Source organism: Corynebacterium ureicelerivorans (assembly GCF_000747315.1).
GTDB lineage: Bacteria > Actinomycetota > Actinomycetes > Mycobacteriales > Mycobacteriaceae > Corynebacterium > Corynebacterium mucifaciens.
On record NZ_CP009215.1, the window covers coordinates 780,930 to 805,371 of the forward strand.

At 63.8% G+C, this 24,442-nt stretch carries 26 protein-coding genes and 1 tRNA gene; 14 read left to right on the plus strand and 13 right to left on the minus strand.

The window, feature by feature from the left end; genetic code table 11:
• Nucleotides 1–3 precede the first annotated feature (3 nt).
• Nucleotides 4–3,636: a transcription-repair coupling factor gene (gene mfd, locus CUREI_RS03985; protein WP_038610717.1), complete on the plus strand. Its 3,633-nt coding sequence runs from the start codon at nt 4–6 to the stop codon at nt 3,634–3,636.
• 130 nt (nt 3,637–3,766) lie between these two features.
• Here mfd and CUREI_RS03990 read toward each other — a convergent pair whose 3' ends face one another.
• Nucleotides 3,767–4,387, minus strand: coding sequence for a CPBP family intramembrane glutamic endopeptidase (locus CUREI_RS03990; protein ID WP_038610720.1), 621 nt, complete (start codon nt 4,385–4,387; stop codon nt 3,767–3,769).
• Nucleotides 4,388–4,438: 51 nt separating this feature from the next.
• Here CUREI_RS03990 and CUREI_RS03995 point away from each other — a divergent pair, with 51 nt between their 5' ends.
• Complete coding sequence (locus CUREI_RS03995) at nt 4,439–5,593, plus strand: NAD(P)H-binding protein (protein ID WP_069202880.1); 1,155 nt, start codon at nt 4,439–4,441, stop codon at nt 5,591–5,593.
• Here the strand turns inward: CUREI_RS03995 and CUREI_RS04000 are convergent.
• Nucleotides 5,574–6,890, minus strand: a complete 1,317-nt coding sequence (locus CUREI_RS04000) for an esterase-like activity of phytase family protein (RefSeq protein WP_084768160.1) — start codon at nt 6,888–6,890, stop codon at nt 5,574–5,576. The genes CUREI_RS03995 and CUREI_RS04000 overlap by 20 nt on opposite strands.
• 159 nt (nt 6,891–7,049) lie before the next feature.
• Here CUREI_RS04000 and CUREI_RS04005 point away from each other — a divergent pair.
• Nucleotides 7,050–7,123 (plus strand) — tRNA-Leu (locus CUREI_RS04005).
• On the opposite strand, the gene CUREI_RS04010 is transcribed toward CUREI_RS04005, so the two are convergent.
• Nucleotides 7,124–7,354, minus strand: a complete 231-nt coding sequence (locus CUREI_RS04010; RefSeq protein WP_330216996.1) for a DUF3253 domain-containing protein — start codon at nt 7,352–7,354, stop codon at nt 7,124–7,126.
• Between the two features lie 23 nt (nt 7,355–7,377).
• Nucleotides 7,378–7,734: a DoxX family protein gene (locus CUREI_RS04015; RefSeq protein WP_038610727.1), complete on the minus strand. Its 357-nt coding sequence runs from the start codon at nt 7,732–7,734 to the stop codon at nt 7,378–7,380.
• A gap of 25 nt (nt 7,735–7,759) precedes the next feature.
• Between CUREI_RS04015 and CUREI_RS04020 the strand changes: the two genes are divergently transcribed.
• Nucleotides 7,760–8,998, plus strand: a complete 1,239-nt coding sequence (locus CUREI_RS04020; protein WP_144242411.1) for a hypothetical protein — start codon at nt 7,760–7,762, stop codon at nt 8,996–8,998.
• Nucleotides 8,979–10,097, plus strand: coding sequence for an aromatic amino acid lyase (locus tag CUREI_RS04025; RefSeq protein ID WP_038610734.1), 1,119 nt, complete (start codon nt 8,979–8,981; stop codon nt 10,095–10,097). Before CUREI_RS04020 ends, CUREI_RS04025 begins: the two co-directional genes overlap by 20 nt.
• Before the next feature lie 2 nt (nt 10,098–10,099).
• Here CUREI_RS04025 and CUREI_RS04030 read toward each other — a convergent pair whose 3' ends face one another.
• On the minus strand, nt 10,100–11,479 hold the full coding sequence (locus CUREI_RS04030; protein WP_038610738.1) for a cryptochrome/photolyase family protein: 1,380 nt from the start codon (nt 11,477–11,479) through the stop codon (nt 10,100–10,102).
• 29 nt (nt 11,480–11,508) lie between these two features.
• Here CUREI_RS04030 and CUREI_RS04035 point away from each other — a divergent pair, with 29 nt between their 5' ends.
• Nucleotides 11,509–11,973 (plus strand): S-ribosylhomocysteine lyase, encoded by a 465-nt coding sequence (locus CUREI_RS04035; RefSeq protein WP_038610742.1) that lies wholly within the window; start codon nt 11,509–11,511, stop codon nt 11,971–11,973.
• 22 nt (nt 11,974–11,995) lie between these two features.
• Here the strand turns inward: CUREI_RS04035 and CUREI_RS04040 are convergent, their stop codons facing one another.
• Nucleotides 11,996–12,922 carry a suppressor of fused domain protein gene (locus CUREI_RS04040; RefSeq protein WP_038610745.1) on the minus strand — a complete coding sequence of 309 codons (927 nt, stop codon included), beginning with the start codon at nt 12,920–12,922 and terminating at the stop codon, nt 11,996–11,998.
• A 149-nt stretch (nt 12,923–13,071) separates the two neighbouring features.
• Between CUREI_RS04040 and CUREI_RS04045 the strand changes: the two genes are divergently transcribed.
• Nucleotides 13,072–13,887, plus strand: coding sequence for a Bax inhibitor-1/YccA family protein (locus tag CUREI_RS04045; protein WP_038610748.1), 816 nt, complete (start codon nt 13,072–13,074; stop codon nt 13,885–13,887).
• 63 nt (nt 13,888–13,950) lie between these two features.
• On the opposite strand, the gene CUREI_RS04050 is transcribed toward CUREI_RS04045, so the two are convergent.
• From CUREI_RS04050 to CUREI_RS04060, 3 genes are all read right to left on the minus strand, one after another.
• Entirely contained in the window at nt 13,951–14,484 is a 534-nt protein-coding gene (locus tag CUREI_RS04050) for a hypothetical protein (protein ID WP_038610751.1), read from the minus strand.
• A gap of 38 nt (nt 14,485–14,522) precedes the next feature.
• Nucleotides 14,523–15,044: a transcription elongation factor GreA gene (greA, locus tag CUREI_RS04055; RefSeq protein ID WP_038610754.1), complete on the minus strand. Its 522-nt coding sequence runs from the start codon at nt 15,042–15,044 to the stop codon at nt 14,523–14,525.
• 106 nt (nt 15,045–15,150) lie between these two features.
• Complete coding sequence (locus tag CUREI_RS04060; RefSeq protein ID WP_038610757.1) at nt 15,151–15,615, minus strand: DUF4307 domain-containing protein; 465 nt, start codon at nt 15,613–15,615, stop codon at nt 15,151–15,153.
• Between the two features lie 97 nt (nt 15,616–15,712).
• Here CUREI_RS04060 and mca point away from each other — a divergent pair, with 97 nt between their 5' ends.
• From mca to CUREI_RS04075, 3 genes are read left to right on the plus strand one after another with little or no spacing between them, the layout of a single operon-like run.
• Complete coding sequence (mca, locus tag CUREI_RS04065) at nt 15,713–16,585, plus strand: mycothiol conjugate amidase Mca (RefSeq protein ID WP_038610759.1); 873 nt, start codon at nt 15,713–15,715, stop codon at nt 16,583–16,585.
• Nucleotides 16,586–16,885: a hypothetical protein gene (locus tag CUREI_RS04070; protein WP_038610762.1), complete on the plus strand. Its 300-nt coding sequence runs from the start codon at nt 16,586–16,588 to the stop codon at nt 16,883–16,885. It abuts the gene before it with no gap.
• Nucleotides 16,886–17,683, plus strand: coding sequence for an isoprenyl transferase (locus CUREI_RS04075; protein ID WP_407919156.1), 798 nt, complete (start codon nt 16,886–16,888; stop codon nt 17,681–17,683).
• Here the strand turns inward: CUREI_RS04075 and coaA are convergent, their stop codons facing one another.
• Nucleotides 17,684–18,607 (minus strand): type I pantothenate kinase, encoded by a 924-nt coding sequence (gene coaA / locus CUREI_RS04080; RefSeq protein WP_038613916.1) that lies wholly within the window; start codon nt 18,605–18,607, stop codon nt 17,684–17,686. It lies immediately after the preceding gene.
• A 114-nt stretch (nt 18,608–18,721) separates the two neighbouring features.
• Between coaA and glyA the strand changes: the two genes are divergently transcribed.
• Nucleotides 18,722–20,014, plus strand: coding sequence for a serine hydroxymethyltransferase (gene glyA / locus CUREI_RS04085; protein WP_038610768.1), 1,293 nt, complete (start codon nt 18,722–18,724; stop codon nt 20,012–20,014).
• Here glyA and CUREI_RS04090 read toward each other — a convergent pair.
• Nucleotides 20,011–20,406 (minus strand): DUF5997 family protein, encoded by a 396-nt coding sequence (locus tag CUREI_RS04090; protein ID WP_038610771.1) that lies wholly within the window; start codon nt 20,404–20,406, stop codon nt 20,011–20,013. The genes glyA and CUREI_RS04090 overlap by 4 nt on opposite strands.
• Nucleotides 20,407–20,430: 24 nt before the next feature.
• Between CUREI_RS04090 and CUREI_RS04095 the strand changes: the two genes are divergently transcribed.
• From CUREI_RS04095 to CUREI_RS04105, 3 genes are all read left to right on the plus strand, one after another.
• Nucleotides 20,431–21,012 carry a LysR substrate-binding domain-containing protein gene (locus CUREI_RS04095; protein ID WP_038610774.1) on the plus strand — a complete coding sequence of 194 codons (582 nt, stop codon included), beginning with the start codon at nt 20,431–20,433 and terminating at the stop codon, nt 21,010–21,012.
• Between the two features lie 53 nt (nt 21,013–21,065).
• Entirely contained in the window at nt 21,066–21,641 is a 576-nt protein-coding gene (locus CUREI_RS04100; RefSeq protein ID WP_158407450.1) for a hypothetical protein, read from the plus strand.
• Nucleotides 21,642–21,733: 92 nt separating this feature from the next.
• The gene (locus tag CUREI_RS04105) at nt 21,734–22,264 is read left to right on the plus strand and encodes a GNAT family N-acetyltransferase (RefSeq protein WP_051952388.1); all 531 of its coding nucleotides are present in this window, start codon (nt 21,734–21,736) and stop codon (nt 22,262–22,264) included.
• On the opposite strand, the gene CUREI_RS04110 is transcribed toward CUREI_RS04105, so the two are convergent.
• Together CUREI_RS04110 and CUREI_RS11570 are read right to left on the minus strand one after the other, a co-directional pair.
• Nucleotides 22,261–23,832: an MDR family MFS transporter gene (locus tag CUREI_RS04110; RefSeq protein ID WP_038610780.1), complete on the minus strand. Its 1,572-nt coding sequence runs from the start codon at nt 23,830–23,832 to the stop codon at nt 22,261–22,263. The two genes, CUREI_RS04105 and CUREI_RS04110, sit on opposite strands and share 4 nt — an antisense overlap.
• Nucleotides 23,826–24,434 carry a TetR/AcrR family transcriptional regulator gene (locus CUREI_RS11570; RefSeq protein WP_051952193.1) on the minus strand — a complete coding sequence of 203 codons (609 nt, stop codon included), beginning with the start codon at nt 24,432–24,434 and terminating at the stop codon, nt 23,826–23,828. The genes CUREI_RS04110 and CUREI_RS11570 overlap by 7 nt, the downstream gene beginning before the upstream one ends.
• Nucleotides 24,435–24,442: the final 8 nt, after the last annotated feature.

Below are 24,442 nucleotides of genomic sequence, written 5' to 3' on the forward strand. Positions count from 1 at the left end.
AACATGACTGAAAGCACCCCTCCCGTTCTCGGCGGATTGCTTACCGCTGCGCTGACAGATTCCAAGCTCAAGGGGCTTGTCACCCACGTGGGCGAGGATGCGCTGCACATCACTGGCATTGACCAGACCCGCTCGTGGGCCGCGGGTGCCATCGCGCGCGAGACCCCGCTGCTGTTGGTCACGGCAACCGGCCACGAGGCGGAAGATCTCGCCGCGGAGCTCAAGGCGATCCTTGGCGAGGAAAAGGTGGCGCAGTTCCCGGCGTACGAGACGTTGCCGCACGAGCGACTCTCCCCGGCCGCGGACATTGTGGGCCGCCGCTCGAAGGTGCTGTGGGACATGCCGCGCGTGGTGGTGGCCGCGGCGCGTGCGGTGTGCCAGCCGGTGCTGCCTGCGGTGGAGCCCGTGCGCATTGAGGTGGACCAGGAGCACGACTTCGCGGCCCTGACCGAGAAGCTCGTCCACTTTGCGTACAACCATGTGGACATGGTCGCGGCGCGCGGCGAATTTGCCACTCGCGGCGGCATCATTGACGTCTTCCCAACGACCGCGCTTAACCCCGTGCGCATCGAGTTCTGGGGCGACGAAGTGACGGACATCCGCTCCTTCGCCGTTGCGGACCAGCGCACCATCGAGGAGGTGCGCTCCGTCGAGCTGCACCCCGCAAGGCAGCTGCTTATCGACGACGCCGTGGCAGCCAAAGCCGACGAACTCGCGCGAAAGTTCCCCTCCAACCCGACGCTGACGTCGCTGCTCACCCGCATCGCGGAGAAACAGCCGGCGGACGGCATGGAGGCGCTCATCCCGGCGCTGACACAGGAGCAGTACGCCGTGCTCCCGGAACTCATGCCGTCCGGCTCGGTGGTGCTGGTGACGAACCCGGAGAAGGTCCGCGCCCGCATCGCCGACTTGGAGGCCACGGACCGCGAGTTTCTCGAGGCCGGTTGGGAGGCCGCCGCGATGGGCGCGGAGGGTCCCGTTGCGGTGGAGGGGCTGGACGTCTCCGCGTCGTCGTACCGCTCCTACGAGTCGCTCGAAATCTCCGCGCGAAAGGCAGGCAACGCCTGGTGGACCTTCGCCCCGCCGGGCATGTTCGCCGCAGACGACGCCGCGACGCTGCCCCTGGAGTTCGAAGCGGCGCCCGCACCGAAGGGCGACCCCAAGGCGATCGAGCAGTTCTACGCCACGCTGAAGCTGCACATCGGGCGAAACCACGGCAAGGTGGCGTTCGTGGCGCCGGCAAAGGGCACGATCGACCGCATGGCGGATCGCCTGCGGGAACACGGCATCTCCGCGCGCGTGGCCACGCCGGGCCTCGAGCCCGTGGACGGGGCGGTCACCCTCTACCAGGCGTTGTCCCACGCTGGCCTCGTGTTCGGCGGCCCAAACCTTGTGGTGGTCACGGAAACCGACGTCACGGGCAACCGCGTGGGCGACATCGCGGGTGCTAAGCGACGAGCTCCGCGCCGCCGCAACCGCGTCGATCCGCTGGCGCTGCAGCCGGGGGATTTCGTGGTGCACGACACCCACGGCATCGGCAAATTCGTGAAAATGGCCGAGCGCACTGTCAAAGCCGGCGACGAGGATTCTCGCCGCGAGTACATCGTGCTGGAGTACCAGCCCGCCAAACGCGGCCAGCCCGGCGATCAACTGTGGGTCCCCATGGAGTCGTTGGATCTGCTGAGCAAGTACACCGGGGGCGAGAAGCCCAGCTTAAGCAAAATGGGCGGCTCGGACTGGAAGTCCACCAAGCGCAAGGCGCGCGCGGCGGTGCGCGAGATCGCCGGTGAGTTGGTGGAGCTGTACGCCAAGCGCCAGGCTGCCCCAGGCCACGCGTTCGCACCGGACACCCCGTGGCAGCACGAGATGGAAGACGCCTTCCCGTTCGTGGAGACGGAAGACCAGCTCACCGCTATCGAAGCCGTGAAGGCGGACATGGAAAAGCCCACCCCGATGGACCGGGTAATTGTCGGCGACGTCGGCTTCGGTAAAACCGAGGTTGCGGTGCGCGCCGCGTTCAAGGCAGTCCAGGACGGCAAGCAGGTCGCTGTGCTGGTGCCCACCACGCTTTTGGCCCAGCAACACTTCACCACCTTCAACCAACGTATGGACGGCTTCGGCGTGACCGTGCGGGAGCTTTCCCGCTTCACCACTGCTGCGGACACGAAGAAGATCATGGCTGGTCTTGCAGACGGCTCGGTCGACGTGGTCATCGGCACCCACCGCCTCCTGCAGACGGGCGTGCAGTGGAAGAACCTGGGGCTGATCATCGTCGACGAGGAGCAGCGTTTCGGCGTCGAGCACAAGGAGCACATCAAGGCGCTCAAATCCCACGTGGACGTGCTGACAATGACCGCGACGCCGATCCCGCGCACGCTCGAGATGTCGTTGACCGGCATCCGCGAGATGACCTCGATCACCACCGCGCCGGAAGACCGCCACCCGGTGCTGACGTATGTGGGCCCGCAGGAGGACAAGCAGGTCGCCGCAGCAATCCGGCGCGAGCTGCTTCGCGACGGCCAAGTCTTCTACATCCACAACAAGGTCTCCGACATTGAAAAGACCGCCCGCCAGCTGCGCGAGCTCGTGCCAGAGGCGCGCATCGTCGTCGCCCACGGGCAGATGAGCGAGCAGGTGCTGGAACAAACCGTGCAGGGGTTCTGGAACCGGGACTACGACGTGATGGTGTGCACCACCATCGTGGAAACCGGCCTGGACATCGCCAATGCCAACACCTTGATTGTGGAAAACGCGCAGAACATGGGCTTGAGCCAGCTGCACCAGCTGCGCGGACGCGTGGGGCGCTCCCGCGAGCGCGCGTACGCGTACTTCTTGTACCCCAAGGACAAGACGCTCACAGAGACCTCCTACGACCGCCTTGCCACCATCGCCCAGAACAACGACCTGGGCGCTGGTATGGCCGTGGCGCAGAAGGACCTGGAAATGCGCGGCGCGGGCAACGTGCTCGGCGCGGAGCAGTCCGGTCACATCGCGGGCGTCGGCTTCGACATGTACGTCCGGCTGGTCAGCGAAGCCGTGGAGACCTTCAAGGGGCTCATGAGCGGTGAGCCCGTCGACGCCACAGACAAGGGCCCGAAGGAAATCCGCGTGGACCTGCCCGTCGACGCCCACATCCCAGAGAACTACATCAACTCCGAGCGTCTGCGCCTGGAGGTTTACCGTAGGCTCGCCGAGGCGCGCGACGACGATGCCCTCACCGCCGCCGGCGACGACATGGTGGATCGCTTCGGTGCCCTGCCCACCGAGGTTGAGCACCTGATGGCAGTTGCGCGGCTGCGTAACCAAGCGCGTGCGGTGGGCGTGGCCGACATCCTCACCCAGGGCGCACGCATCAAGCTTCACCCGGTTGAGCTACCGGACTCCAAGCAGGTGCGACTGAAGCGCCTGTACCCGGGTGCGAACTACCGGGCCGCAGCGAAGACCCTGCAGGTGCCCATGCCGCGCGAGGGCGGGAACAAGCGCGCGATCAACGCACCCAACTTGCGAGACATGGAGCTGCTGCAGTGGGTGGCGGATTTCATGTCCGAGATGCTGGATGCGCCGAAGGTCTCAGTGGCTGGATCGACGGTGGCGGAGGAGAAACCGAAAAAGAAAGTGTTCTCGGTCAGCGAGTAAGAGCGGTCTCCACACTCGGGATCCAGCTACCAGGAGCCAGCTATTCGCATCCACGGGCCGATTAGCTGGCTCTTACCAGCTGGATCCGCGTGGAAGGGGGAGGGGGCCGACAGTGGGCTGTGGTTCCGATCTAGAAGAACTGCGGCAGGATGAACAGCATCCCGATGCTCCAGGTCAAGTGCACCGCAATAGGGGAGTACAGCCTGCCGGTTTTGACCGACTCGTAGTACGCCACCGCGCCAAGAACGCCCGCTGCGAACACTAGCAGCGGCACGCCCATTGCGCAGGTGACCAGGCAGTAAACAGCCGTGGACCACAACCCAGCCTGGGCCACCGACTGGCCGTGGGCGCGCAACTGCCGCGGGACCATGTCGCGGTACACGAGCTCTTCGCCGACGCCGTTGACCACGAGCACCACCAGCGTGAGCAGGTAACCGCCCTTGTCCGGGGTATTCAGCAGCTCGGCAGCCGGACCCGCCAGCGCGGGGATGCGGCTGACCACCACCGCGCCGAGCACGAAGACGAGGGCGAGGGCGGCGCCGATGAGGGCGCCCCGGAGGACGTCGAGAAGCTTGTGTGGCCCGGCAAAGGCCCTGTGATTTCCCCACACCCACCACGCCGCCGCGTAGACCGCAGCGGTAAGCGCGGTGGCCCAGTAGAAGCCGGGGGTGCCGTCGCCGGCGCGGCGCGACAAGAACAGTCCGAGCGCGCCGAGTGCGCAGGGCACGAGGAAAAGCCATTGCCTGGTCAAGTGAGAACTCCGTCCAAGTATTACCGGCGGTGCAGGAGCAAGATTACCGGCATGACTGAAACAAGGACTGGGCTGGTCACTGGCGCCACAGGCTACGTGGGTGGTCTCGTGGTGAAAAACCTACTCGACGACGGCTGGCGCGTGAAGATCCTCGCCAGAGACGAGGACAAGGCGCTGGGCAAGACCTGGGGCGATGAGGTGGAGATCGTCGAAGGCGACGCCAGCGAACGGGCGGACGTTGCTGGCGCGCTCGAGGGCGCGGACTGCGCCTGGTATCTGCTGCACTCCATGGGCGACGGTGCCGGGTTTGCAAAGGAAGAAGCCGAAATGGCCCGCCAGTTTGGGGAGGAGGCAAAGCGCGCCGGGGTGGAACGCATCGTGTACCTCGGCGGGTTACACCCGAGCGGCGAAGATGTCTCCGAGCACCTTGCTTCGCGCGTGCGCGTGGGCAAGATCTTGATGGATTCGGGCGTGCCCACCGCGGTGCTGCAGGCGGGCGTTGTCATCGGCGACGGCTCGTTGTCGTTCCAGCTGCTGCGCCACGTCACCGAGCGAGTCCCCGCGTTCATCGCCCCGGATTGGATCACAAACAAGATCACTCCGATCGGCGCCCGCGACATCGCCTTCTACCTTGTCGCGGCGGCCGATCTCCCGGCGGAGATGAACCGCACCTTCGACGTTGGCGGGCCGGACTCGATGCCGTACGTGGAGATGATGCAGCGCTACGCCGAGGCGGTGGGGCTGCACCGCCGCCCGTATGTCACCGCGCCGATCATGACCCGCAAGTTGGCAGCGTGGGGGCTGGGCATGCTCACCCCGCTGACCTACAAACAGATTCTGCCCATCTTCGAATCGGTCAGCGTGGACACGGTGGTGAAGGAGCGCGACCTAGAAGCGCTTGTGGGCACCCCGGAGGGCGGCAACCAGAAGTTCGAAGACGCCGTGCGCGAGGCCGCCCAAGGCACCGACCCGGGCTGGTACGGCGCAACGGCCACGCCTTTGCATGCCGCAGCCGTGGTGGCCGGTGCGTTGAGTGGCCGCCCGTTGGTGCAGGTGCCGGTCAACCTTGCCGTGGCGGTGGCGGGCACCATCGTCGCGGGTAACGCTCGGGAAGGTGGCCGCTCGCCGTGGCCCGCGGTGGCGGCGGCCGCAACGGTGGTTGCGGCCGCATCTGCGATCTCGCGGGTTACTTCACGGAGAAGATGATCATCTCGGTGTCGTCGGGCTTGCCGCGGTAGCGTCCGTCGTCGCCGGGGAAGTTGTTGTCCAGCGCGGTGAGGTAACGACCGTCCTCGAGCTGGATGATCGTTTCAACGCTGCGGAGAGCAAACGCGAACGGGTCCCCAACACCGTAAGCACGCGCGTCCGAGACCATGCCGATCTTGCCTGGATTGGCGATGTTCAGCAGATCCGCCATGAGGTGTTTTTCCAAAACCGTACCCGCCTCGGCATCGCCGAAGTTCCTCACCTCAAACACCTTTTTAAGTTTCGCGTCAGATCCGAGAGAGTCATCGCGCTCAAGAACCAGCAGGCGACCGTCTTTGGTGAGGAACGCGTCCCCGATCAACGCGTCTTCGCTTTCGGCCATGTAGGTCCAGGTTGCGCCGGTGTACTCCCCGGTTTCGGTATCAAACTGGGAGACGATCCGTTCCCGTTTGTCTTCCGCATCGTCAAGGTACCCTTCGAAGATCGGGTACAGGTAGCGGCCGTCAGTGGCCATGGCTTCGAAACCCTTCGAATTGCGCAGGTTTGGCTTCTCGCCAGCGTCAAGCGTGGGGTTGGATGGGCTCTTTACCTCCGGGTGCGGGTAGGGCGCGTGGAGCAGCGTGCCGTCCGCCGAGAAGTGCAGGATGTACGGGCCGAACTCCTCGCCGATCCAGAACGAACCGTCGGTTGCCCGCACAATCGACTCTGGGTCGAAATCCGCGCCGGTGAGGAGACGGTCAGTGGTGCCGTTGTTGACGATCGGCCAGGTAATCTTTCGCTCGGGATCTTTCAAGTCGATCTGGTGCAGCACTTCAATACCGCCCACGTTTTCTGGGTTCTTGGCGGTGGCTGCGGTCTCCCAATTCGGTTTAACCTGGTAGATGCGCAGCAGGAAGTCCGAGGAATTCGCTTTTGAGCCGAAACCGTTGTCGGGCAAACCGTAGAAGGTGCCGTCACCGACCTCGACAATTCCAGAAAAACCGGGGATGACCTGGCCCTTGAATGGATGGGTCTGCCCGTTGCCGTCGAACGCGTCCTTGCCAGAGTCCGGGCCATTTGCCTGGTGAAGCGCGGACAGTTTTGCGCGGCCTTCAAGGACTGGGCCATTCTGCGGGGCAGCGGGCGAGTGGTCGTTTGCGGAAGACCCGGTCGCCGTCGAGCTGCCGCCAGCCGCGGATCCGACAACTCCGCCTAGTAGGCCGCCGACCAAAAATGCGCCGGACACGACGGCCATAATTTGCTCGAGATTGAGGTTTCTTATCAGTTGATCAAGTGGTGGAGGGAGCTGGATGTTCATGGCCACTGCCTTTGTCACTACGGGAAATTGGGTGCAACGCTCAAGCGAAACCTGCGCTTCGCACAGTGAGTGTAAGGCGATGCATCCGTCTCCGCTGGGCGAGAATTCCCCCACCGATTCTCGCCCAACAATAACGGGGAAGTACCATGGTTCCCCATCGCCCCTATAGCCCAATTGGCAGAGGCAGCGGACTTAAAATCCGCGCAGTGTCGGTTCGAGTCCGACTGGGGGCACTATGGGAAGCGGGGTCCGCGGCGAATTCGGATAGGACCTTTCGCGGTGGCTAGATCTACGGTTTCGGAACCCTGGGTGATGATGACGGTACCGGCGTCGACAAGCTGCTGCGCCGCGTCGCGGACCGGTTGCATGAGGTCGCGCCAGTGCTCGTCGCCCAGCTCGCGGGCCACGTCGGACGGGCAGATCGAGGAGGAAGGGGCGCGGGCAGCAAGCTTCTCGACGATCACCTCACGGTATTTCGCCGCCCCTGTCATCGGCGCCCGATTCGCAGCGCCGCCTGGATGAGTGGGACTTGCAGCGGTAAGCGGCCGATGGCGATGGCCTTCAGCGGCAACGACGTGTTTCGCCACTGCCAGGCCATGTTGAAGTTTGCCGGCCACACCGCGGCGAGCAGTGCTGCGGCCAGCGGGCCGCCGATTGCGCGTGTTTTTCCATTCGCCAAAAGCGCCGCCACGACGAGCTCCGCGACGCCGGAGACGTAGGTGTACGTGCGCGCGCTGCCCGGCAACGCGTCGGGCACGATTCGATCGAACGGTTCCGGTTTGGCAAAGTGCAGTACGCCTGCGCCGGCGAAGAGGGGGATCAGTAACTTTTCGAGCAATTTCATTTGTTTAAGTTTACGTGAACAGCGCATGATCTACCGTAACCCCGTAGATTCGAGGATTATGTTCGTTCTTTGCGTTGCACCGCTTCGGGATGTCGATCCTTACCAAGTAAAGGGCAGGGATTTATTCGGCAACTCCGACGTTGATACTGCGTTTTCGAGTAGGGCTGGTGGATCGGCCAGTTTGACGCGCCCTCGTGTGAAGCAAACAATCGCTTCACACGCCGAGATGAACAAGGTTGCAGCCCAGTTCGACGGAATTCTCAGAGTAAGCCCACCTAAGTTGTACGACCAACAGGGGATGCACCTTTTGGTCTCGCTCGTTGAGGTGCGCGATGAATTTCTATTGCGGGCACACCACATCGAGAGGTTCGAGCGTATAACCACCCGGTTGTTTGAAGAATTTACCGAAAAGCACTACAGTGCGAATGCCGATTCCGCTCCTTCTGTACGGTGGGTGAACCGAACGTTACTTCTCCCACGTCGCGAGCTTGCGCTCGAACATGGAGCTGGAGAACCAGAGTTGCCGAAACGTTGGTTTCAGCAGGATGGAAAACGAGAGGTACCTCTGAGTAAGGGGGCGGTATTTTATGCGAGTTGGGGCAACAACGTTCTGATCTACCATCCAGATCACGGACGAGACTTTGGGATCGATTCTGTGGTTGAGCCGCTTATCCACGCACAATACCTGTGGTGCTACCTGACCGATATCGAACGAATTTCGCTGGGGTATCTGGAATTGCTGAGCTCGGGAAGAAAAGTGCGTGACCGGCTTATCCGTGGCGTGATCGATCTACATTTCGAACTGGCGATGGAATCAGTAATGCGCGAAAGAACTCGAACGGAATCGCAACCGCAATTCCGTGAGATTGTTGAGGCGGTCCTCGCGGCTTGGAAGTATGAAGAAGTGCATGAGGATGTGGACACAAGGCTGCAGCGACTTGAGCATATCGTCCAGGGCCGTTCCGAACTCGTGCAGCGCACCCAAAACAAGGTCATGGAAAATACGCTGTTCGCTCTGGGCGCCCTGACGCTGGTATCCTTGGCGATCTCGCTAATCCAAACAGCTTTTGCTGAAGTGTCTGTGGATGGGGAAGGTCTAAGGCCTGGTGGAGCGATGTTCGAGTGGATGAGAAACGTCGACGCGTCGACGTTGGTGATGTTGTCTCTCGTTATTAGCGCGATCGTGATATTAATCGCGGGATTGTGGCCAAAAGCCGTCGATCAACGGGAAAGGAATCAGCTAAATGGCATTCACGTTGAGTGAGCTACGCAACGCTGTGCAGCAGATTGAGGAGCCGCAGGCATGGTCAAACAGGGTCAACCCGCTTGCCGACGAACGGTATCGCATTGAGCAATTCATAGAATCCGGTGGCCAGGCGTACGGATTCACCACATTATTTGGTCACTTAGATTCGATTAAGAGGGAGCGCGAAGCCATTTCGAGTCTCTACCAGGGCCACCTTGTTGGTCATCCGGATCGGCTGGACCCCGTAATTGCGCGTGGGATTGTGGCCGTCAAGCTTTGCCAACTTTCTAACGGCGGAACGGGGATCTCTCTAGCGTCCTACGAGCGTCTCCGCGAAGCATACGCCGCCGGATTAGACGATGTGCGGGTAGATTTGTATGCCTCGTACGGCAGTGGCGACGTCGTCCCCGGGGCATGGCTCGTCAATTCGATTTTCGGCGGTGTTGAAAACCTCCGAAGGGGCGATCTCATGGCGCTTATTAACGGGGCCTACCTTCCCGCCGGTGTGCTATTAGGGGCGTTAGACCAACTCGAAACGGTCGTGTCGCGAGGGCTCGTACTCATCGCTGACGCGCGGGATGTGTCGAAAAAGCTCCAAAAATCTTCCGACGTTCAACTCCCTGTGTCGTTGCGGGACCTAACCCCTTTGCACGAGGTAGTCGATCATGCCCGAGATCAGATAGAAGCTGCGTTGCTCAGAGCAGCCAACCGCCGCAGCGGCAACCCGATGTTCCAGATAGAGGGTGGGGTCGTGCAGCCGTGGAGTAATTCTTCGTTTCTCGATTTCCAGCTGACGTTCGCGTTGAGTACAGCACACGAAGCATCGCTGGTTATCGCTGCGTATGCTACCTCCGCAACAAGATGGGTATGCGGATCAGCTGAACTATTGGCGGATGAACTCCAGCGTCCTCTTTTCGTCCAACTGCCCAAGGTGGCTAAAGCGTACGAGGACAAGTTGCTCGCTAGATCAGCAGGAGCGAGTTACTCGCAAAACGAATCTCGGGGAGTAGAAGATATATCGGATTCCTCGTTGCGGCGAGTGCTTGACTTGGTCGATAGCGCCTCGGTGATAGACAACATTAACGATCTTCTTGAGGAAGCACTCCGAATGGTCTGAGATCAACTACTGGTCTTTATATCCTCGTACGCCGCCAGCGCCACCTTGCGTGATTCCTTCACGTCCACCATCGGCTCCGGGTAGCCGGGCAGCAGCGCCTCCGGAGCCCACCGCGACACGTACGCGCCGGCGGGATCGAACTTTTCCTGCTGCGTAAGCGGGTTGAAGATGCGGAAGTACGGCGCAGCGTCGTCGCCCGAGCCCGCCACCCACTGCCAATTGAAGGGGTTGGAAGCGGCGTCCGCGTCGACGAGCGTGTCCCAGAACCATTCCTCGCCGTGGCGCCAGTGAATGCCCAGGTTCTTGGTGAGCCAGGATCCCACCACCATGCGAACACGGTTGTGCATGGTGCCGGTGCGCCACAGCTCGTGCATGCCTGCGTCGACAAGCGGCACCCCGGTAGCTCCCCGCTGCCACTGGGCGAGTTGATCTAAGTGCTGCGCCGCGTCTGCATCCGGTTCCATCGCGGCGCTCGCAAATGCGGCGGCATGCTCCCACGGTGCCGCGTTGGCGCTCCACGCCCACTCGAAGCGGTTGAACTGCTCGCGCACGTTGTGCGCCGCCAGATCCGGAAGGTGGTAGTAGCGGTGCCAGGCGAAGTCGCGCCACACGAGCTGGCGTAGAAACGCCCACGCATCTGGTGCGGCGGTGGGGTGCTCCTCGGCGAACGCCACGGTTTCCGCCCACACGTAGCCAGGGGAGAGCTCGCCGAAGCGCAGGTGGGCGCTCAGCCCGGATGTCGCGCCGGGGGTCAGGTCGTTGTTGTCGTAACCGTGCCCGTCGGCCAGGCCGTCTAAGAACTCGTGGAATCGGCGCAGCGCTGCGTCCTCGCCGGGTGTGTTGTGCACAGCCAGTTCCTCCGCCCACGACGGCGCGGCCGAAACCTCCAGGCGCGTGCCCCCTGGGAGCGACGGCGCAGCCACCGGGCGTGGGGGATGCGCCGCTACGTGCTGCTGCATCGCTTTGTAAAACGGCGTGAACACCCGGTACGGCGTGCCGGACCCCGTGGCGATGTCCCACGGCTCTGCCAGCAAAAACCCGGGGAAGGTGCGTGCGTCGACGGCTCGCTTGACCTCGGCGTCGAGCTCGACCGAGTCGTAGCGACGGTTCCACACCACCTCAGCGTCCATCTCGCGGGCGAGGCGAGGCACGATTTCGCGCGGGTCGCCCACCTCGCGGATGAGGGGCAGCTTCTCGCTGAGGGCAGCGGCGCTGCGCTCTCTCCACCAGGCGGCCGCGCGGCCGAGGGGCCGGGCAGTGGAGGAGTCGTCGATAAGCACACCGGCAACATCGCCGCGCGACGCGGCGTACGCGAGGGCGGGGTTGTCGGTGACGCGCAGGTCGTCGCGGAACCAGACGAGCGTCGTTGGGGTGGTGGGCACGGGTGCGTCCCTTCAGTACAGTTGGGGCCATGACTGATCGTATGAATGTTGAATCGTTCAACCTCGACCACACCAAGGTAGCCGCCCCGTTTATTCGCCTGGCGGACCGCAAGGAGCTGCCCCACGGTGACACACTGGTGAAGTACGACATCCGCTTCAAGCAGCCCAACGTGGAGCACTTGGAGATGCCCGCGGTGCACTCGCTTGAACACATGTTCGCCGAGCACGCGCGCAACCATGCCGACAACGTGATCGACTTCGGCCCGATGGGCTGCCAGACCGGCTTCTACCTCCTGCTCTCCGGTGACCCGTCCGAGGCTGAGGTGGCGGAGCTCGTCGAGAAGACCTTGACGGACATCACCGAGGCAGATCAGGTGCCCGCCGCCAACGAGCAGCAGTGCGGCTGGGGCGCAAACCACGATCTCGCCGCCGCAAAGCGTGAGGCTCAGGCGTTCTTGGACAAGCGCGCCGAGTGGGGCACCGTGTTCAAGTAAACCGGTTCCCGCAGTCCGGGCGTTAGGTATTCGGATCCACCACGCGGATCTCAAGGGGCGCGGTGCGCAGGCGGTACACGCCTGGCGCCGCGTCGAATACTGCTAGCAGCTCGTGCGCGAACGCCGTGGTCGCGGGCACAATGATGTGGTCGTCTGCGAACTCGGCAGTGGGGCAGTGGGGATCGAACAACAGCCACGTATCGCCGTTGAGTAAAGCGAACGTCCGGCCGTGTAGCAGGCGGTGGCGCGCGGCCCGCACCACCGCCCGAGCGGCCGCGGTGTCCATGTCCACGCGGCCCTTCGCATCAACGTCGAGGAAGCGCGCGTGCATCGCGCCTATCGACGACCCTTCGGCCCCCACCACCCTGCCCAGCATTTCGCGGTCGTCGGGATGTGCACTGAGTGGCGCGCGATCTGTGGACGTCATGGATAAGGGCACGCGGTCGCTTATCAGTGTCGCAAACTTAAGCGGGTCCCACGACAGCATCCGCTCGAAGTCGTCTCCGGCCAGGCCCACGGCGCAGGTGAAGCGGATGAAGCCGGTCGGCCCGTCCAGTACGCCGAGGAGCGGGTCGGTGACGAACACGAATCCCGTCAGCGTTCCCCGGGGAGTATCCAGCGACAGGTAGTGGCCGGGCTCGATCTCGTCGCGCGCTGCGTGGGCGAGCACGTCCGCCGGCCACTGCTGCGGGAGCGCAGGCGCGCCGGGCACCCGCATCGTCAGCTCCGTCTGCGTGCCCGCGGACGGCTGCGACGAGGCGACACGAGACACGCCGAACGTGGTGTACAGGACGTGGGGGACCGGTTCTGCGAGTACGCGGGCGTGGACCTCAAGACTGCGGTAGGCAAACACATACGCGTCGTCGCTGCCGGTGACGTTGCGGATGTGCTCGCGCACAGCGTCGCCGCCTGTGCGGGGACCGCGTCGCGCATTCTCAAACACACCCATGGGCCCACCATATCGCCGCCTGGATGTCCGAGCGACGCAGCTGTGGGAACCTTTTGTCAACGTGTGACGTTGTAGACATTGAACTCTTTGGGCCGGGCGCCCGGTCCGGGAATGACGGTACGCAACTTTATGGAAAGGATCTGTGCGACGTGAGAAGCACTAACCCCGTTCTGCGCAATCTGCCGGAGGCGGAGGCGAATAACGGCTACGGCTACCAGGCCGGCCAGACCGCCACCCTGCCGGGGTATGCGCCCGACATCAACCAAGACCGCCCGATGACGGTGGACGACGTAGTGACCAAGACCGGTATCACGCTGGCCGTCATTATCGCGTTTGCCGCCGTCAACTTCGCCATCTACGCCAGCGGCAACATCGGCCTCGGCTCCATGCTCACCATCGTCGGCGCCATCGGCGGGTTCGTCACCACCCTGGTGCACGCGTTCCGCCGTGAATTCGGCTCGCCCGTTGTCACCCTCATCTACGCCGCGTTTGAGGGCTTGTTCCTCGGCGGCTTCTCGATTTTGGTTTCGGGTTGGTTCACCGTCGGCGGCGCCGACGCTGGCCAAATGATCTTCCAGGCCATCCTGGGCACGGTCGGTGTGTTCATCGGCATGCTGGTGGTCTACCGTCGTGGTGCGATCCGCGTCACCCCGCGTTTCAACCGCGTGCTCACGGGCGCCATTTTCGGCGTCGCGATCATGGCCCTGGGTAACCTCCTGCTGGCCATCTTCGCCGGAACCTCCCCGCTGCGCGACGGCGGCACCCTGTCCATCGTCTTTGGCGTGGTCTGCATTGTGCTTGCGGCCCTGTCGTTCCTGCAGGACTTCGACCTAGCGGACAAGCTCGTCCGCACCGGTGCGCCGGAGCGTGCGTCCTGGGGCGTCGCCCTGGGTCTGGCCGTGACGCTGGTCTGGCTCTACACCGAGATCCTGCGCCTGCTGTCCTACTTCTCCAACGACCGCTAAGAAGCGAACAAGAAAGCGCCTCGCACCGGGTTCTCCGGCGCGAGGCGCTTTTTTCGTGTCGGCCTAGTACTCGTTGTCAGGGACCACCGACTGGCCGTCGACGGAGATGGTGGTGAAGACTACCTCACCGTCAACCATCTCCGGGTTGCCCAGCACAACCTTCACGCCTTCTTCGCGGTTGTCGGGGGAGACCACCACGCGGGTCGCGGTGCCCTCCGCGAGGTCCTCGCCCCACTGATCCCACACGATGTCCTCGAGGAAATCGTCCTGCTTCTGGCAGTCCACGGTCAGGCGCTCCGGACGCACCAGCCCGGTGGCGCCACAGTTGTTGAATGTCGGGGTGCCAGCAGCAGCGGAGGCTGTGGTCGTGCGCTCCTGGCTCAGCCCGTTGGCTTCGGTGACGTTGGTCGCCTCAGCACTCGAAGTCGCCTGAGCGGTTGTGCCGCCGACGCCCTTGAGGGAGGTCGGGTCCTGGCTGGTGGCCGTGTCAACCTTCTCATCGGACGGGTTCTGGTGCGGAGGGGTGCAACCTGCCAGGGCGAGCGCTGCCAAGGCGGCGACTCCGGCTACTACTTTGCGGGAAGAGGTGGCAATCACAGGGATATTCCTATCGTTGGAAACGGGAAAAGTTTTGGCTACTTCGCGCGGGGCGTGGAGGCCTTGTCTGAATCATACGGCTCGGCGGAGACGACGGTGACAGAGATCTCTCGGCCGTTTGGAGCCGTGTACGTGCGGGTCTCGCCCTCGGAGGCGCCCACAACAGCTGCGCCGAGCGGGGAGTTCTCCGAGTACGTCTCCAAGTCTGCGTTGTCCGTGGAGGCCGCGCGGGTGCCAATGAGGAAGGTCTCGCGGTCGTCTTCGTCGCCGTCGTAGTACACGTGCACCACGGAACCCACGTGGGCGACACCCTCAACCACACCGGAGCGCTCGGTGGTGGAGTTAGACAGGATCTCGGAGATCTGGTTGATGCGCGCCTCCTCCTGATCCTGCTGCTCACGGGCCGCGTCGTAGCCCGCGTTCTCCTTCAGGTCGCCTTCCTCGCGGCGCTCGTTGATCTCGGCGGCGATGACCGGGCGATTGTCAATGAGCTGCTGCAGTTCGGCCTCGAGCTTGGCCTTCATCTCGGGAGTGATGTACTGCTGCTGGGTTTCAGCCATAAAGGTCTCAACCTTCCCTGATACGTGAAATAGGCCCGCCGCTAGCGGGCCGAAGTGTGCAGATATACGGCCGAAAGATTACCACATGGCGCGGTGCCGAAACCCGCTAGCGTGCTGCGTAAAACGTGCTTTCCGGGTCCATGTAGAACGGAAGGTTCTCGGAGCAGCCATAGATACGTCCTGACACGAGCGGTTCTCGCACCGGGAGGTCCACAGCGATGCGGGAGCGCTCTTCGGCACCGGCGGGCAAGATGACCTCGCGCCGGCCCACCTCCGCGTGCGAGTAGTCCACCGCAGTGACGATGCAGTACGCGGGAGTGTCAGGGTGCTTGCGGGTGACGTCGATCCAGAGCCTGCCGGTGGTGTCGTCGAGACGCTCCTGCGAAATGAACTCGGCCCGGACGGGTTCGTTGAAGCGGTCCATGATTGTTCTCACGCCGAAGAACAGCAGCGCGCCCACGAGGAGGACGGAGACGACGGCCACCACCTTGCCGCCGATGGAGCCGGATCCGGCCTTCGAGCCGTAGCGGTCGGAGGGGCGGGGGTTGGTGGCTGGGCTCGCAGTACTCACAGAAACGGCTCCTTGCAGGTGGTAAGGACTTCGGGGTCGATCGTACTAAGATGAGGCGAAGGTAAAGAACTGGCCCTACAGACGTTGGAGTGATCGAGTGACCGGCTTGCGTTTGATGGCAATTCACGCCCATCCCGACGACGAATCCTCCAAGGGGGCGGCCACCATGGCCAAATACGCCGCGGAGGGTAACCGGGTGCTCGTGGTGACCTGCACCGACGGCAGGCGCGGCGACGTGCTCAACCCCGCAATGGACTGCCCGGGGGTGCTGGACAACATCTTGGACGTGCGGCGCGAGGAGATGGCCCGCGCGGCCGCGGCGCTCGGCGTCGAGCACGTGTGGCTGGGTTACGAGGATTCAGGCCTGCCGGAGGGCGACCCACTGCCGCCGCTGCCCGAGGGATCGTTTGCCGTCCAGGATCCGGAAGACGTGGCGGTGAAGATCGTGGAGCAAATCCGCGAGTTTCGCCCCCACGTGATCATCACCTACGACGAAAACGGCGGGTACCCGCACCCGGACCACCTGATGGTGCACGCGGTGTCCTTGATCGCTTGGGAGCGCGCGGGAGATCCCGATTTCGCGCCCGAGGCCGGCGCACCGTGGACTCCGCTCAAGCTGTACTACTCCCACGGCTTTATCCTGCGGCGGATGAAGCTACTGCAGGAGCGGTTGATCCAGCGTGGCCAGAAGAGCCCGTACGAGCTAATGATCAAACGGTGGGAGGAAAACGAGGGCGATGTGTTCGACCGCGTGACCACGCAGGTCGAGTGCGCCGCCTACTTCCAGCAGCGCGCCGATGCGCTGACCGCGCACGCCACGCAGATCGACCCGGCCGGGGCGTTCTTGGCCAGCCCCGTCGAGGACCAGCAAGTGGTGTGGCCCACCGAGGAATTCGAGTTGGCCGCCAGCCGAGTGGACACGACACTGCCGGAGACGGACTTGTTCGCGGGCATCGAGGAGGAGAAGTAAATGACCACGTTCACCGTCGCCGCCGCAAACGCCGCCAACTGGGTCCTCGCGCAAGCTCCGGGGGAGACCCCGGTCGGGCCGGACTTTGGCAAGGCGTCGCCGATCGGTCTGCTGCTGCTTGTCATACTGGGTGTGGTGGTGCTGTTCATCGGCTGGTCGTTCCACCGCCGGTTCTCCCGCTTCAAGCGCCGCCAGGCTTTCGCGGAGGCGCGTGGCATCGACCCGTTCGATGAGAAGGCCATAGATGCCGCTATGGAAAAGGCTGGACTTAAGGACCAGCGGAAGAAAAGCGCCTTCTAGCTGGCTAGAGTTGCAACCGTGTCTGTCCTTTCCAAGCTGCGATACCCGCTCTATCCGCTTTACGAGGCGCGCCTGAAACGCGAGCTCCGCGGCAAGAAGCGCCCGCGGCACATCGCCGTGATGGCTGACGGCAACAGGCGGTGGGCGCGCGAGTCGGGCTTTGCGGACATCTCGCACGGGCACCGCGTTGGGGGCGCAAAGATCGGCGAGCTAGTGCGTTGGTCGGCGGAGATGGACATCGACGTGCTCACCATCTACCTGCTGTCCACGGAAAACCTACAGCGCACCACCGAGGAGGTGGAGCTGCTCTTCGACATCATCTCCGGGGTGATCGAAGACCTCGCCACGGAGCATGACACCTGCCGCGTGCGGTTGGTGGGGCATCTCGAGCTGCTGCCGGAGGACGTCGCTAAGCGGATGCGCGACAGTGCCGCTACCACTGACGAAAAGCCCGGGCTCACCGTCAACATCGCGGTAGGCTACGGCGGGCGGCAGGAGATCGTGGACGCGGTGCGCTCGCTTATCGACGCCAAAGCTCACGCCGGAGTCGCCGCCAAGGACATGGCGCCCGAAATCACCGTGGAATCCATCTCGGAGCACCTGTACACCTCGGGCCAGCCGGACCCCGACTTGGTCATCCGCACCTCCGGCGAGCAGCGCCTGTCCGGGTTTTTGCTCTGGCAGGCGGCGTATTCTGAGATTTGGTTCACGGATACCTACTGGCCAGCGTTTCGCAAAATCGACTTTTTGCGCGCGCTGCGCGATTATTCGCAGCGCTCCCGCAGGTTCGGCAAATAGTTACAACTTGCGCATGCGTACACGCTGGACTGTGTGGTCGTAGTCTTTGCGCAGCACGAGCGACGCGCGCACGCGGGTGGGCAGGATGTTTTCCATCAGGTTGGGCAGGTTGATAGTTTGCCACAGCTCGCGCGCGGCGTACGCGGCGGCGGCATCGTCCATTGTCGCGTAGTCGGCGAAGTGGTTACCGGGTTCGCGGAATGCGGTGTCGCGCAGTTTGAGGAAGCGCTCGATGTACCAGCGCTCGATGTCCTGGGTCTTCGCGTCCACGTAAATGGAAAAGTCGAACAGGTCGGAGACCATCAGGGTGGGCCCTGTTTGCAATACGTTGAGCCCCTCGAGGATGAGGATGTCCGGCTGGCGGACCTCGATGCACTCGTCGGGGAGGATATCGTAGGCCTCGTGGGAATAGATCGGGGCCTTGACCACGGGCTGCCCGGATTTTACCTCGGTGACAAAGCGCATGAGGTTGCGGCGGTCGTAGGATTCCGGGAAGCCCTTGCGTTGCATGATGCCGCGCTCTTCCAACACCGCCTTGGGGTAGAGGAAGCCGTCGGTGGTGACAAGGTCCACCCGCGGGTGCGAGTCCCACCGCTGCAGCAAGACCTGCAGAACGCGCGCCGTGGTGGACTTGCCCACAGCCACCGATCCCGCCAACCCGATGATGAAGGGCACGTGCCCGGGGTCTCCACCGATGAAGGTTTCGGTCGCTTTGGTCAGCTTTTGCCGCGCCCGTACCTGGAGGTGAATCAGGCGCGACAGTGGCAGGTAGATGTCCTCGACTTCCTGCAGGTCGAGGTTCTCGCCGATCCCGGAGAGCGCCTCCAGTTCCGCCTCCGTGAGCACCTGGGGCATGGTGGCGCGGCGTGTGCGCCAATCCTCGCGGTGGAAGTCGAGGTACGGCGACGAATCGGCTCGTGACATAGCCACCATTGTTACACCCAGGGGAAAAGGGGAATGAATCTCGCTTCTTGGCGCAGCGGGTTTCCTATACTTCGACATGTTGTTACCAACGCGAGAAGAAAGGACCCGGTCGAAGTGTCTGAAGACCTCCGTTACCAGGATCTGGCCACCTACGACCCCGAGGTGCACGCCGCAATCGTGGCCGAGCTGGCGCGCCAGCGCGACACCTTGGAGATGATTGCCTCCGAAAACTTCGTGCCGCGCTCCGTGCTGCAGGCGCAGGGATCGGTGCTGACCAACAAGTACGCGGAGGGCTACCCGGGCCGCCGTTACTACGGGGGCTGCGAGCACGTCGACGTGGTCGAGGACCTTGCCCGCGACCGTGCCAAAGCGGTGTTCGGCGCGGAGTACGCCAACGTCCAGCCGCACTCGGGCGCCCAGGCGAACGCCGCTGTGCTTATGGCATTGGCTGAGCCGGGTGACACCATCTTGGGCCTCGACTTGGCGCACGGCGGCCACCTCACCCACGGCATGAAGATCAACTTCTCCGGACGTCTCTACAACGTGGCTGCCTACCAGGTGGAGGAGGACACCCACCTTATCGACATGGCCAAGCTGCGCGAGCAGGCCCGGGAGGTCAAGCCGAAGGTCATCATCGCCGGCTGGTCCGCGTACCCGCGCCACGAGGACTTCGCGGAGTTCCGCTCCATTGCCGACGAGGTCGGCGCCTACCTCTGGGTCGACATGGCGCACTTCGCCGGCCTCGTGGCAGCGGGCCTGCACCCGAACCCGGTGCCGCACGCGCACGTCGTGTCCTCCACCGTGCACAAGACGCTGGGCGGGCCGCGTTCCGGCTTCATCCTCACCAACGACGTGGAGTTGCACAAGAAGCTGAACTCCGCGGTGTTCCCGGGCCAGCAGGGTGGGCCGCTCATGCACGTCGTGGCCGCAAAGGCCACCGCGTTCAAGATCGCGGGCACCGACGAGTTCAAGGACCGGCAGCAGCGCACCCTCGCGGGTGCGAAGGTGCTGGCGGAGCGTCTGCTTGCCGACGACGCGCGTGAGGCCGGCGTCTCCGTCGTGTCCGGCGGCACCGAGGTTCACCTCGTGCTGGTGGACCTGCGCAACTCGCCGATGGACGGCCAGCAGGCTGAGGACCTGCTGCACGCCGCGGGCATTACCGTCAACCGCAACGCTGTGCCGTTCGACCCGCGCCCGCCGAAGGTGACGTCTGGGCTGCGCATCGGCACCTCCGCCTTGGCTACCCGCGGGTTCGGCGAGGAGGATTTCCGCGAGGTCGCCGACATCATCGCGGAGACCCTGATCAAGGGTGAGGACGCCGACATCGAGGCGCTGCGCGGCCGGGTCCGTGCGCTGGCGCAGCAGTACCCGCTCTACCCGGGCCTCGAAGACTGGAAGATGCTCTAGTCGTCGTCGCCAGCGGCGGGGTTTTCGGCTCCGTCGCTTGAGCCCCCGTGCCCGCGCTGCTCGGCGAGAGTGGCGCGGGCTTTTTGCAGCCACTCCGGCTGGTCTTCAAGCAGTGCACGAATCTCGTCGGTGGTCATCGCCTGCTCCGCGCCGGCGTTTTTCAGCGCGGTGACGGAGATGCCGAGCTTCCGGGCGACTTCGGGGCGCGGGTGGGGCCCGCGCAGCCGGAGTTCCTGTAGCCACTGCGGCGGGTTGTCCTGCAGCTCGCGCAGCTCCGCGTGCGTCACCGCACCATCTTGGAACTCCTGCGGGGTGGCGGGGAGGTAAATTCCCAGTTTCTTTGCGGCGGTCACCGGCTTCATCGCGGTGCCGGAGGGAGTCTGATCAGTCATAGCAAAACGGTAGCATTGAGCGTCATGCTCACCATCGCCTTCGCTACCGGCACTGAACCGGGCAAGTGGTTCCGTCGCTACGAGGAGCTCACCGGGGATCGCCTCGAGGCGGTCCCGTCCGACGACCCGTTCTCGCTCGTCGGCACGCAAGCGACGGCCGCGCTGATGCGGCTTCCGGACGAACGGGTAGGCGACGAGCACCATGTCGTCCGCCTGTACGAGGAGGCGCCAGGGGTCGCGGTGCCGAAGGACTCGGTGTACGCCGAGGTGGGGGAGGTTACGCGGGAGGATCTCGCGGAAGAAATCGTCAACTTTTCCGGGCAGTCGCCTATCGACGACCTTCGGTCTGCCCTGCAGGTGGTCGCGGCGAACGTCGGTGTGGCATACGCGCCGCTGCCGTTGCTGAAAAACCTTGCGCGCAAGCAGATCAAGGCCCTTCCGCTGAACGGGGAGGCGGCTGGGCAGACCGAGATTGCTCTGGTGTGGCGCAAGGTGGACGATTCCGACGTTGTGCAGGACTTCGTCGGCGTGACGCGGGGCCGCACCGTGCGTTCCTCCCGCGGGACTAATCACCCCCGATCAGGTGGGAAGCGGACCCGACGTTAACTCGATGTTCATAATGGACGATGGACTTGTTCCACAAACGAAAGGCACAGATCATGTTTTCCCGTAAGATTGTTGCTTCCGCTGCTGCGTTGACGATTGGTGCGACCGGCCTGGTTGCCTGCTCGAACGACGACGACGCTGAGCCGACCTCCACCGAGGTTGTCTCCGAGACCGCGACGGAGACCGATACGGCTACCGAGACGACTTCGGCTGAGGAATCCACCACCTCCGCTGCTGCCGACGCCGAGGCGACCGAGGAGATCACCACCGCCGACGGCGCGACCGCCATGGTGCCGGCTGGTGTCGTCGCTGCGATGGACGAGTACGCGATGCCGGAGTGGGGCGAGCCGATGGCGGTCGAGGAGACCGACGGCGGCTGGATCGTCACCTACGACAACGAGCACTACGTCACCTGGAACGAGAACACCGGTGGCGCTCCCACCTGGGGCCAGATCGCTAACGAGTGGATGACCGATGTCCGCCTGGACAAGAAGCTGGGCTTCCCGGTTGCCCCGGAGACCGAGAACGCAGACAAGTCCGGCTGGACCCAGGAGTTCGAGAACGGCACCATCGAGTGGACCCGCGGCGGCACCGACGATGCCTTTACCGCAATCGTCACCGAGAAGTAATTCGGCTCGACGTTTCAGGCGCCACCCTGCGGATGCGGGGTGGCGCCTTTGCATGCTTGCGCGCGTTCACGCCCTTCTGGACAATGGGGCGCATGCAGAAATCGGACTTTTTCATCCGGCCCATCCGACCGGAGGACTATCCGCAGGTACGCAGCATCTATGAGATGGGGCTGCAGACCGGCAACGCCTCCTGGGAGACCCAGGGGCAGACCTGGGAGCAGTTCTCCCGGAAAAAGATCATGGAGACGGTGTTTGTCGCCGTCGATGGGGAGGACGAGAACACAATTCTCGGCTGGGTGGGCGCCGCAAAAGCCTCGTCCCGGGCGGTGTTCTACGGGGTGGTGGAGGATTCGATCTACACGCACCCCGATGCGCGCGGCCGCGGCATTGGCGGAGCGTTACTCGACCACCTCATTCAGACCTGCATTGACCTGCACAAGTGGTCCATCCATTCTTGGATCTTCCCGGAAAACGAGGGATCCGCGGGCCTGCACAGATCCCGTGGGTTTGAGAAGGTGGGCACGTTCCACAACATGGCCCAGATGGCCTACGGCGACCGCCGAGGCCAGTGGCGCGATTGCGACATCTACGAGCTCATCTTGCCGATGTCGCGTGAATCCTAGCTCAGGTCCTCCTTGAGCTTTTCCTCGCGCACCGGCAGAAGCAGCAGGAAGGCGACGATGACTAGGGGAACCATCAGCTGGAACACCGGTGTGAGGCCGTCGTTGTAGGAGGTCAGCACCGCTTCTTTCACGGGCGCCGGCAGCTGCGCAACCAGCTCGGGGGTGAGGCGGTTCGCGCCGCCTTCGCCGAAGCGCTGCGCGTACTCCGCGCCCTCGGGGCCGAGCTGAGCCAACGCCTCCGGCAGCCGCTCCTGCAGGTTGTCGCGCATGTTGTGGATGAACAACGACCCGGACAGGGAGGCACCGATGGATGCGCCGATCTGGCGGAAGAAGTTGTTCGTGGAGGTTGCGGTACCCACATTCGCGAGCGGGAACGAGTTCTGCACGATGAGGACGAGCACCTGCATGACCAGCCCGAGGCCGAAGCCGAAGATGAACATGTACACACCCAGCATGGTCAGCGAGGTTGTCACCTTCAACGTGGAGAACAGGTACAGGCCCAGCGTGGTCACCAGCATGCCCACGAGCGGGTACATCTTGTACCGGCCGGTCTTGGAGATGATGAAGCCGACAGCCATTCCGGTGACCAGCATGCCCACGACCATCGGCAGCATCATGAGACCTGCCTCGGTCGGGGTGAGCTGGTGCACCATCTGCAGGTAGGTGGGCAGGTACGCCAGGCCACTGGTCATGGCCAAGCCCAGCACGGTGCCGGCAAGCGTGGTCAGCACCATGTTGCGGTTGTGGAACAGGTCCATCGGGATGAGCGGGTTCGTTGCGCGAAGCTCCACCAGGACGAATACCACCGCGGCAACGAGCGCGATCACACTGGTGGCGATGATGGTGGGGGAGCTCCACTCGTACTGGGTGCCGCCCCACGTGGTGGTGAGGATCAGCGACGTGGTTGCCACCACCATCAGCGTGGTGCCCAGGTAGTCGTAGTGCATGCCCTTCGCAGAGCCGCGGCGCAGCTTCAGCACAACCACGCACACGGTCATGGCGAGCAAGCCCAGCGGGATGTTCATCCACAGCGCCCAACGCCAGCCGGGACCGTCAGTGAACCAGCCGCCCAACACCGGGCCCAGCACGGAGGCAACGCCGAACACGGCGCCCATCACACCCATGTACTTGCCGCGCTCGCGGGCGGGGACCACCTCGGCGATGATGGATTGGGAGTTCACCATCATGCCGCCGGCGCCCAAGCCCTGGACCGCGCGGCCGATGATGAGCAGCTCCATGGTGTTGGCGAAGCCACCGAGGGCGGAACCCACAACGAACAGGCCGATGCCCGTGATGTAGAGCCACTTGCGTCCGAGGATGTCGCCGAGCTTGCCGTTGACCGGCATGGCGATGGTCATTGTGACCAGGAACGCGGAAATGACCCAGCTCATGTGGTCGACGCCGCCGAGCTCACCGACGATGGTGGGCAGCGCGGTGGCGAAGATCATCTGGCCGAGCGAGCTCATCAACATCGTGAGCAGCAAGGCGGAAAAAATGATGCCGACGTTTGGGGCGCCAGCGCCGGTCTTCGGCGTGTCGGCTGCGCGTGTTTCTGCCGTATCTACCATGGCATGTCCTTTGCGTAGTTCGAAAGATCTTGGGCGTATGTGATGAGCTGGGCGATTGGGTCGCCGCCGTCGGGCGGGTGCCAGAGGTAGCGGCTTACAACCCCTTGGAAGAGCGCGACGATGAAGTGCGTTTCGTCCTCGAGCGAACCGGTGTGCCGCCGGTCGTCGGGGAACTGCTCGAAGTGGTCGTAGACCGCGCGGCCCACCTGGGTGAGAAAGCCGCGCTTGCGAGCCGCCTCCGCCTGCAGGAGCCCGGGGTTTTTCTCCAGCATCTCTCTGCGGCACGCCGTGGCCGGCCCGTCGAAGCCGCCGGGGGCGACCTCGATGGAGCGGATGACAAGCTCGAGAACGTTGTCGCTTTGGGTCCGCTCGATCGCGGTCAGGGATTCATCGCTGAACGCGAACGGGAAGGACCCTAAGATGGCCTCGTCCTTGGAGTCGACGTAGTTGAAGAAGGTGCGCCGCGAAATGCCGGCGTCGCGGCAGATGTCGTCCACGGTGACGTTGTCGTAGCCGTGTTCCTCCACCAGCCGGGCGGCCTCGTCGCGGATGCGCTGCTTCGTCTCGCGGCGCTTCTGCTCTCGGATCCCTTCATTTTGCACGGGGTGCA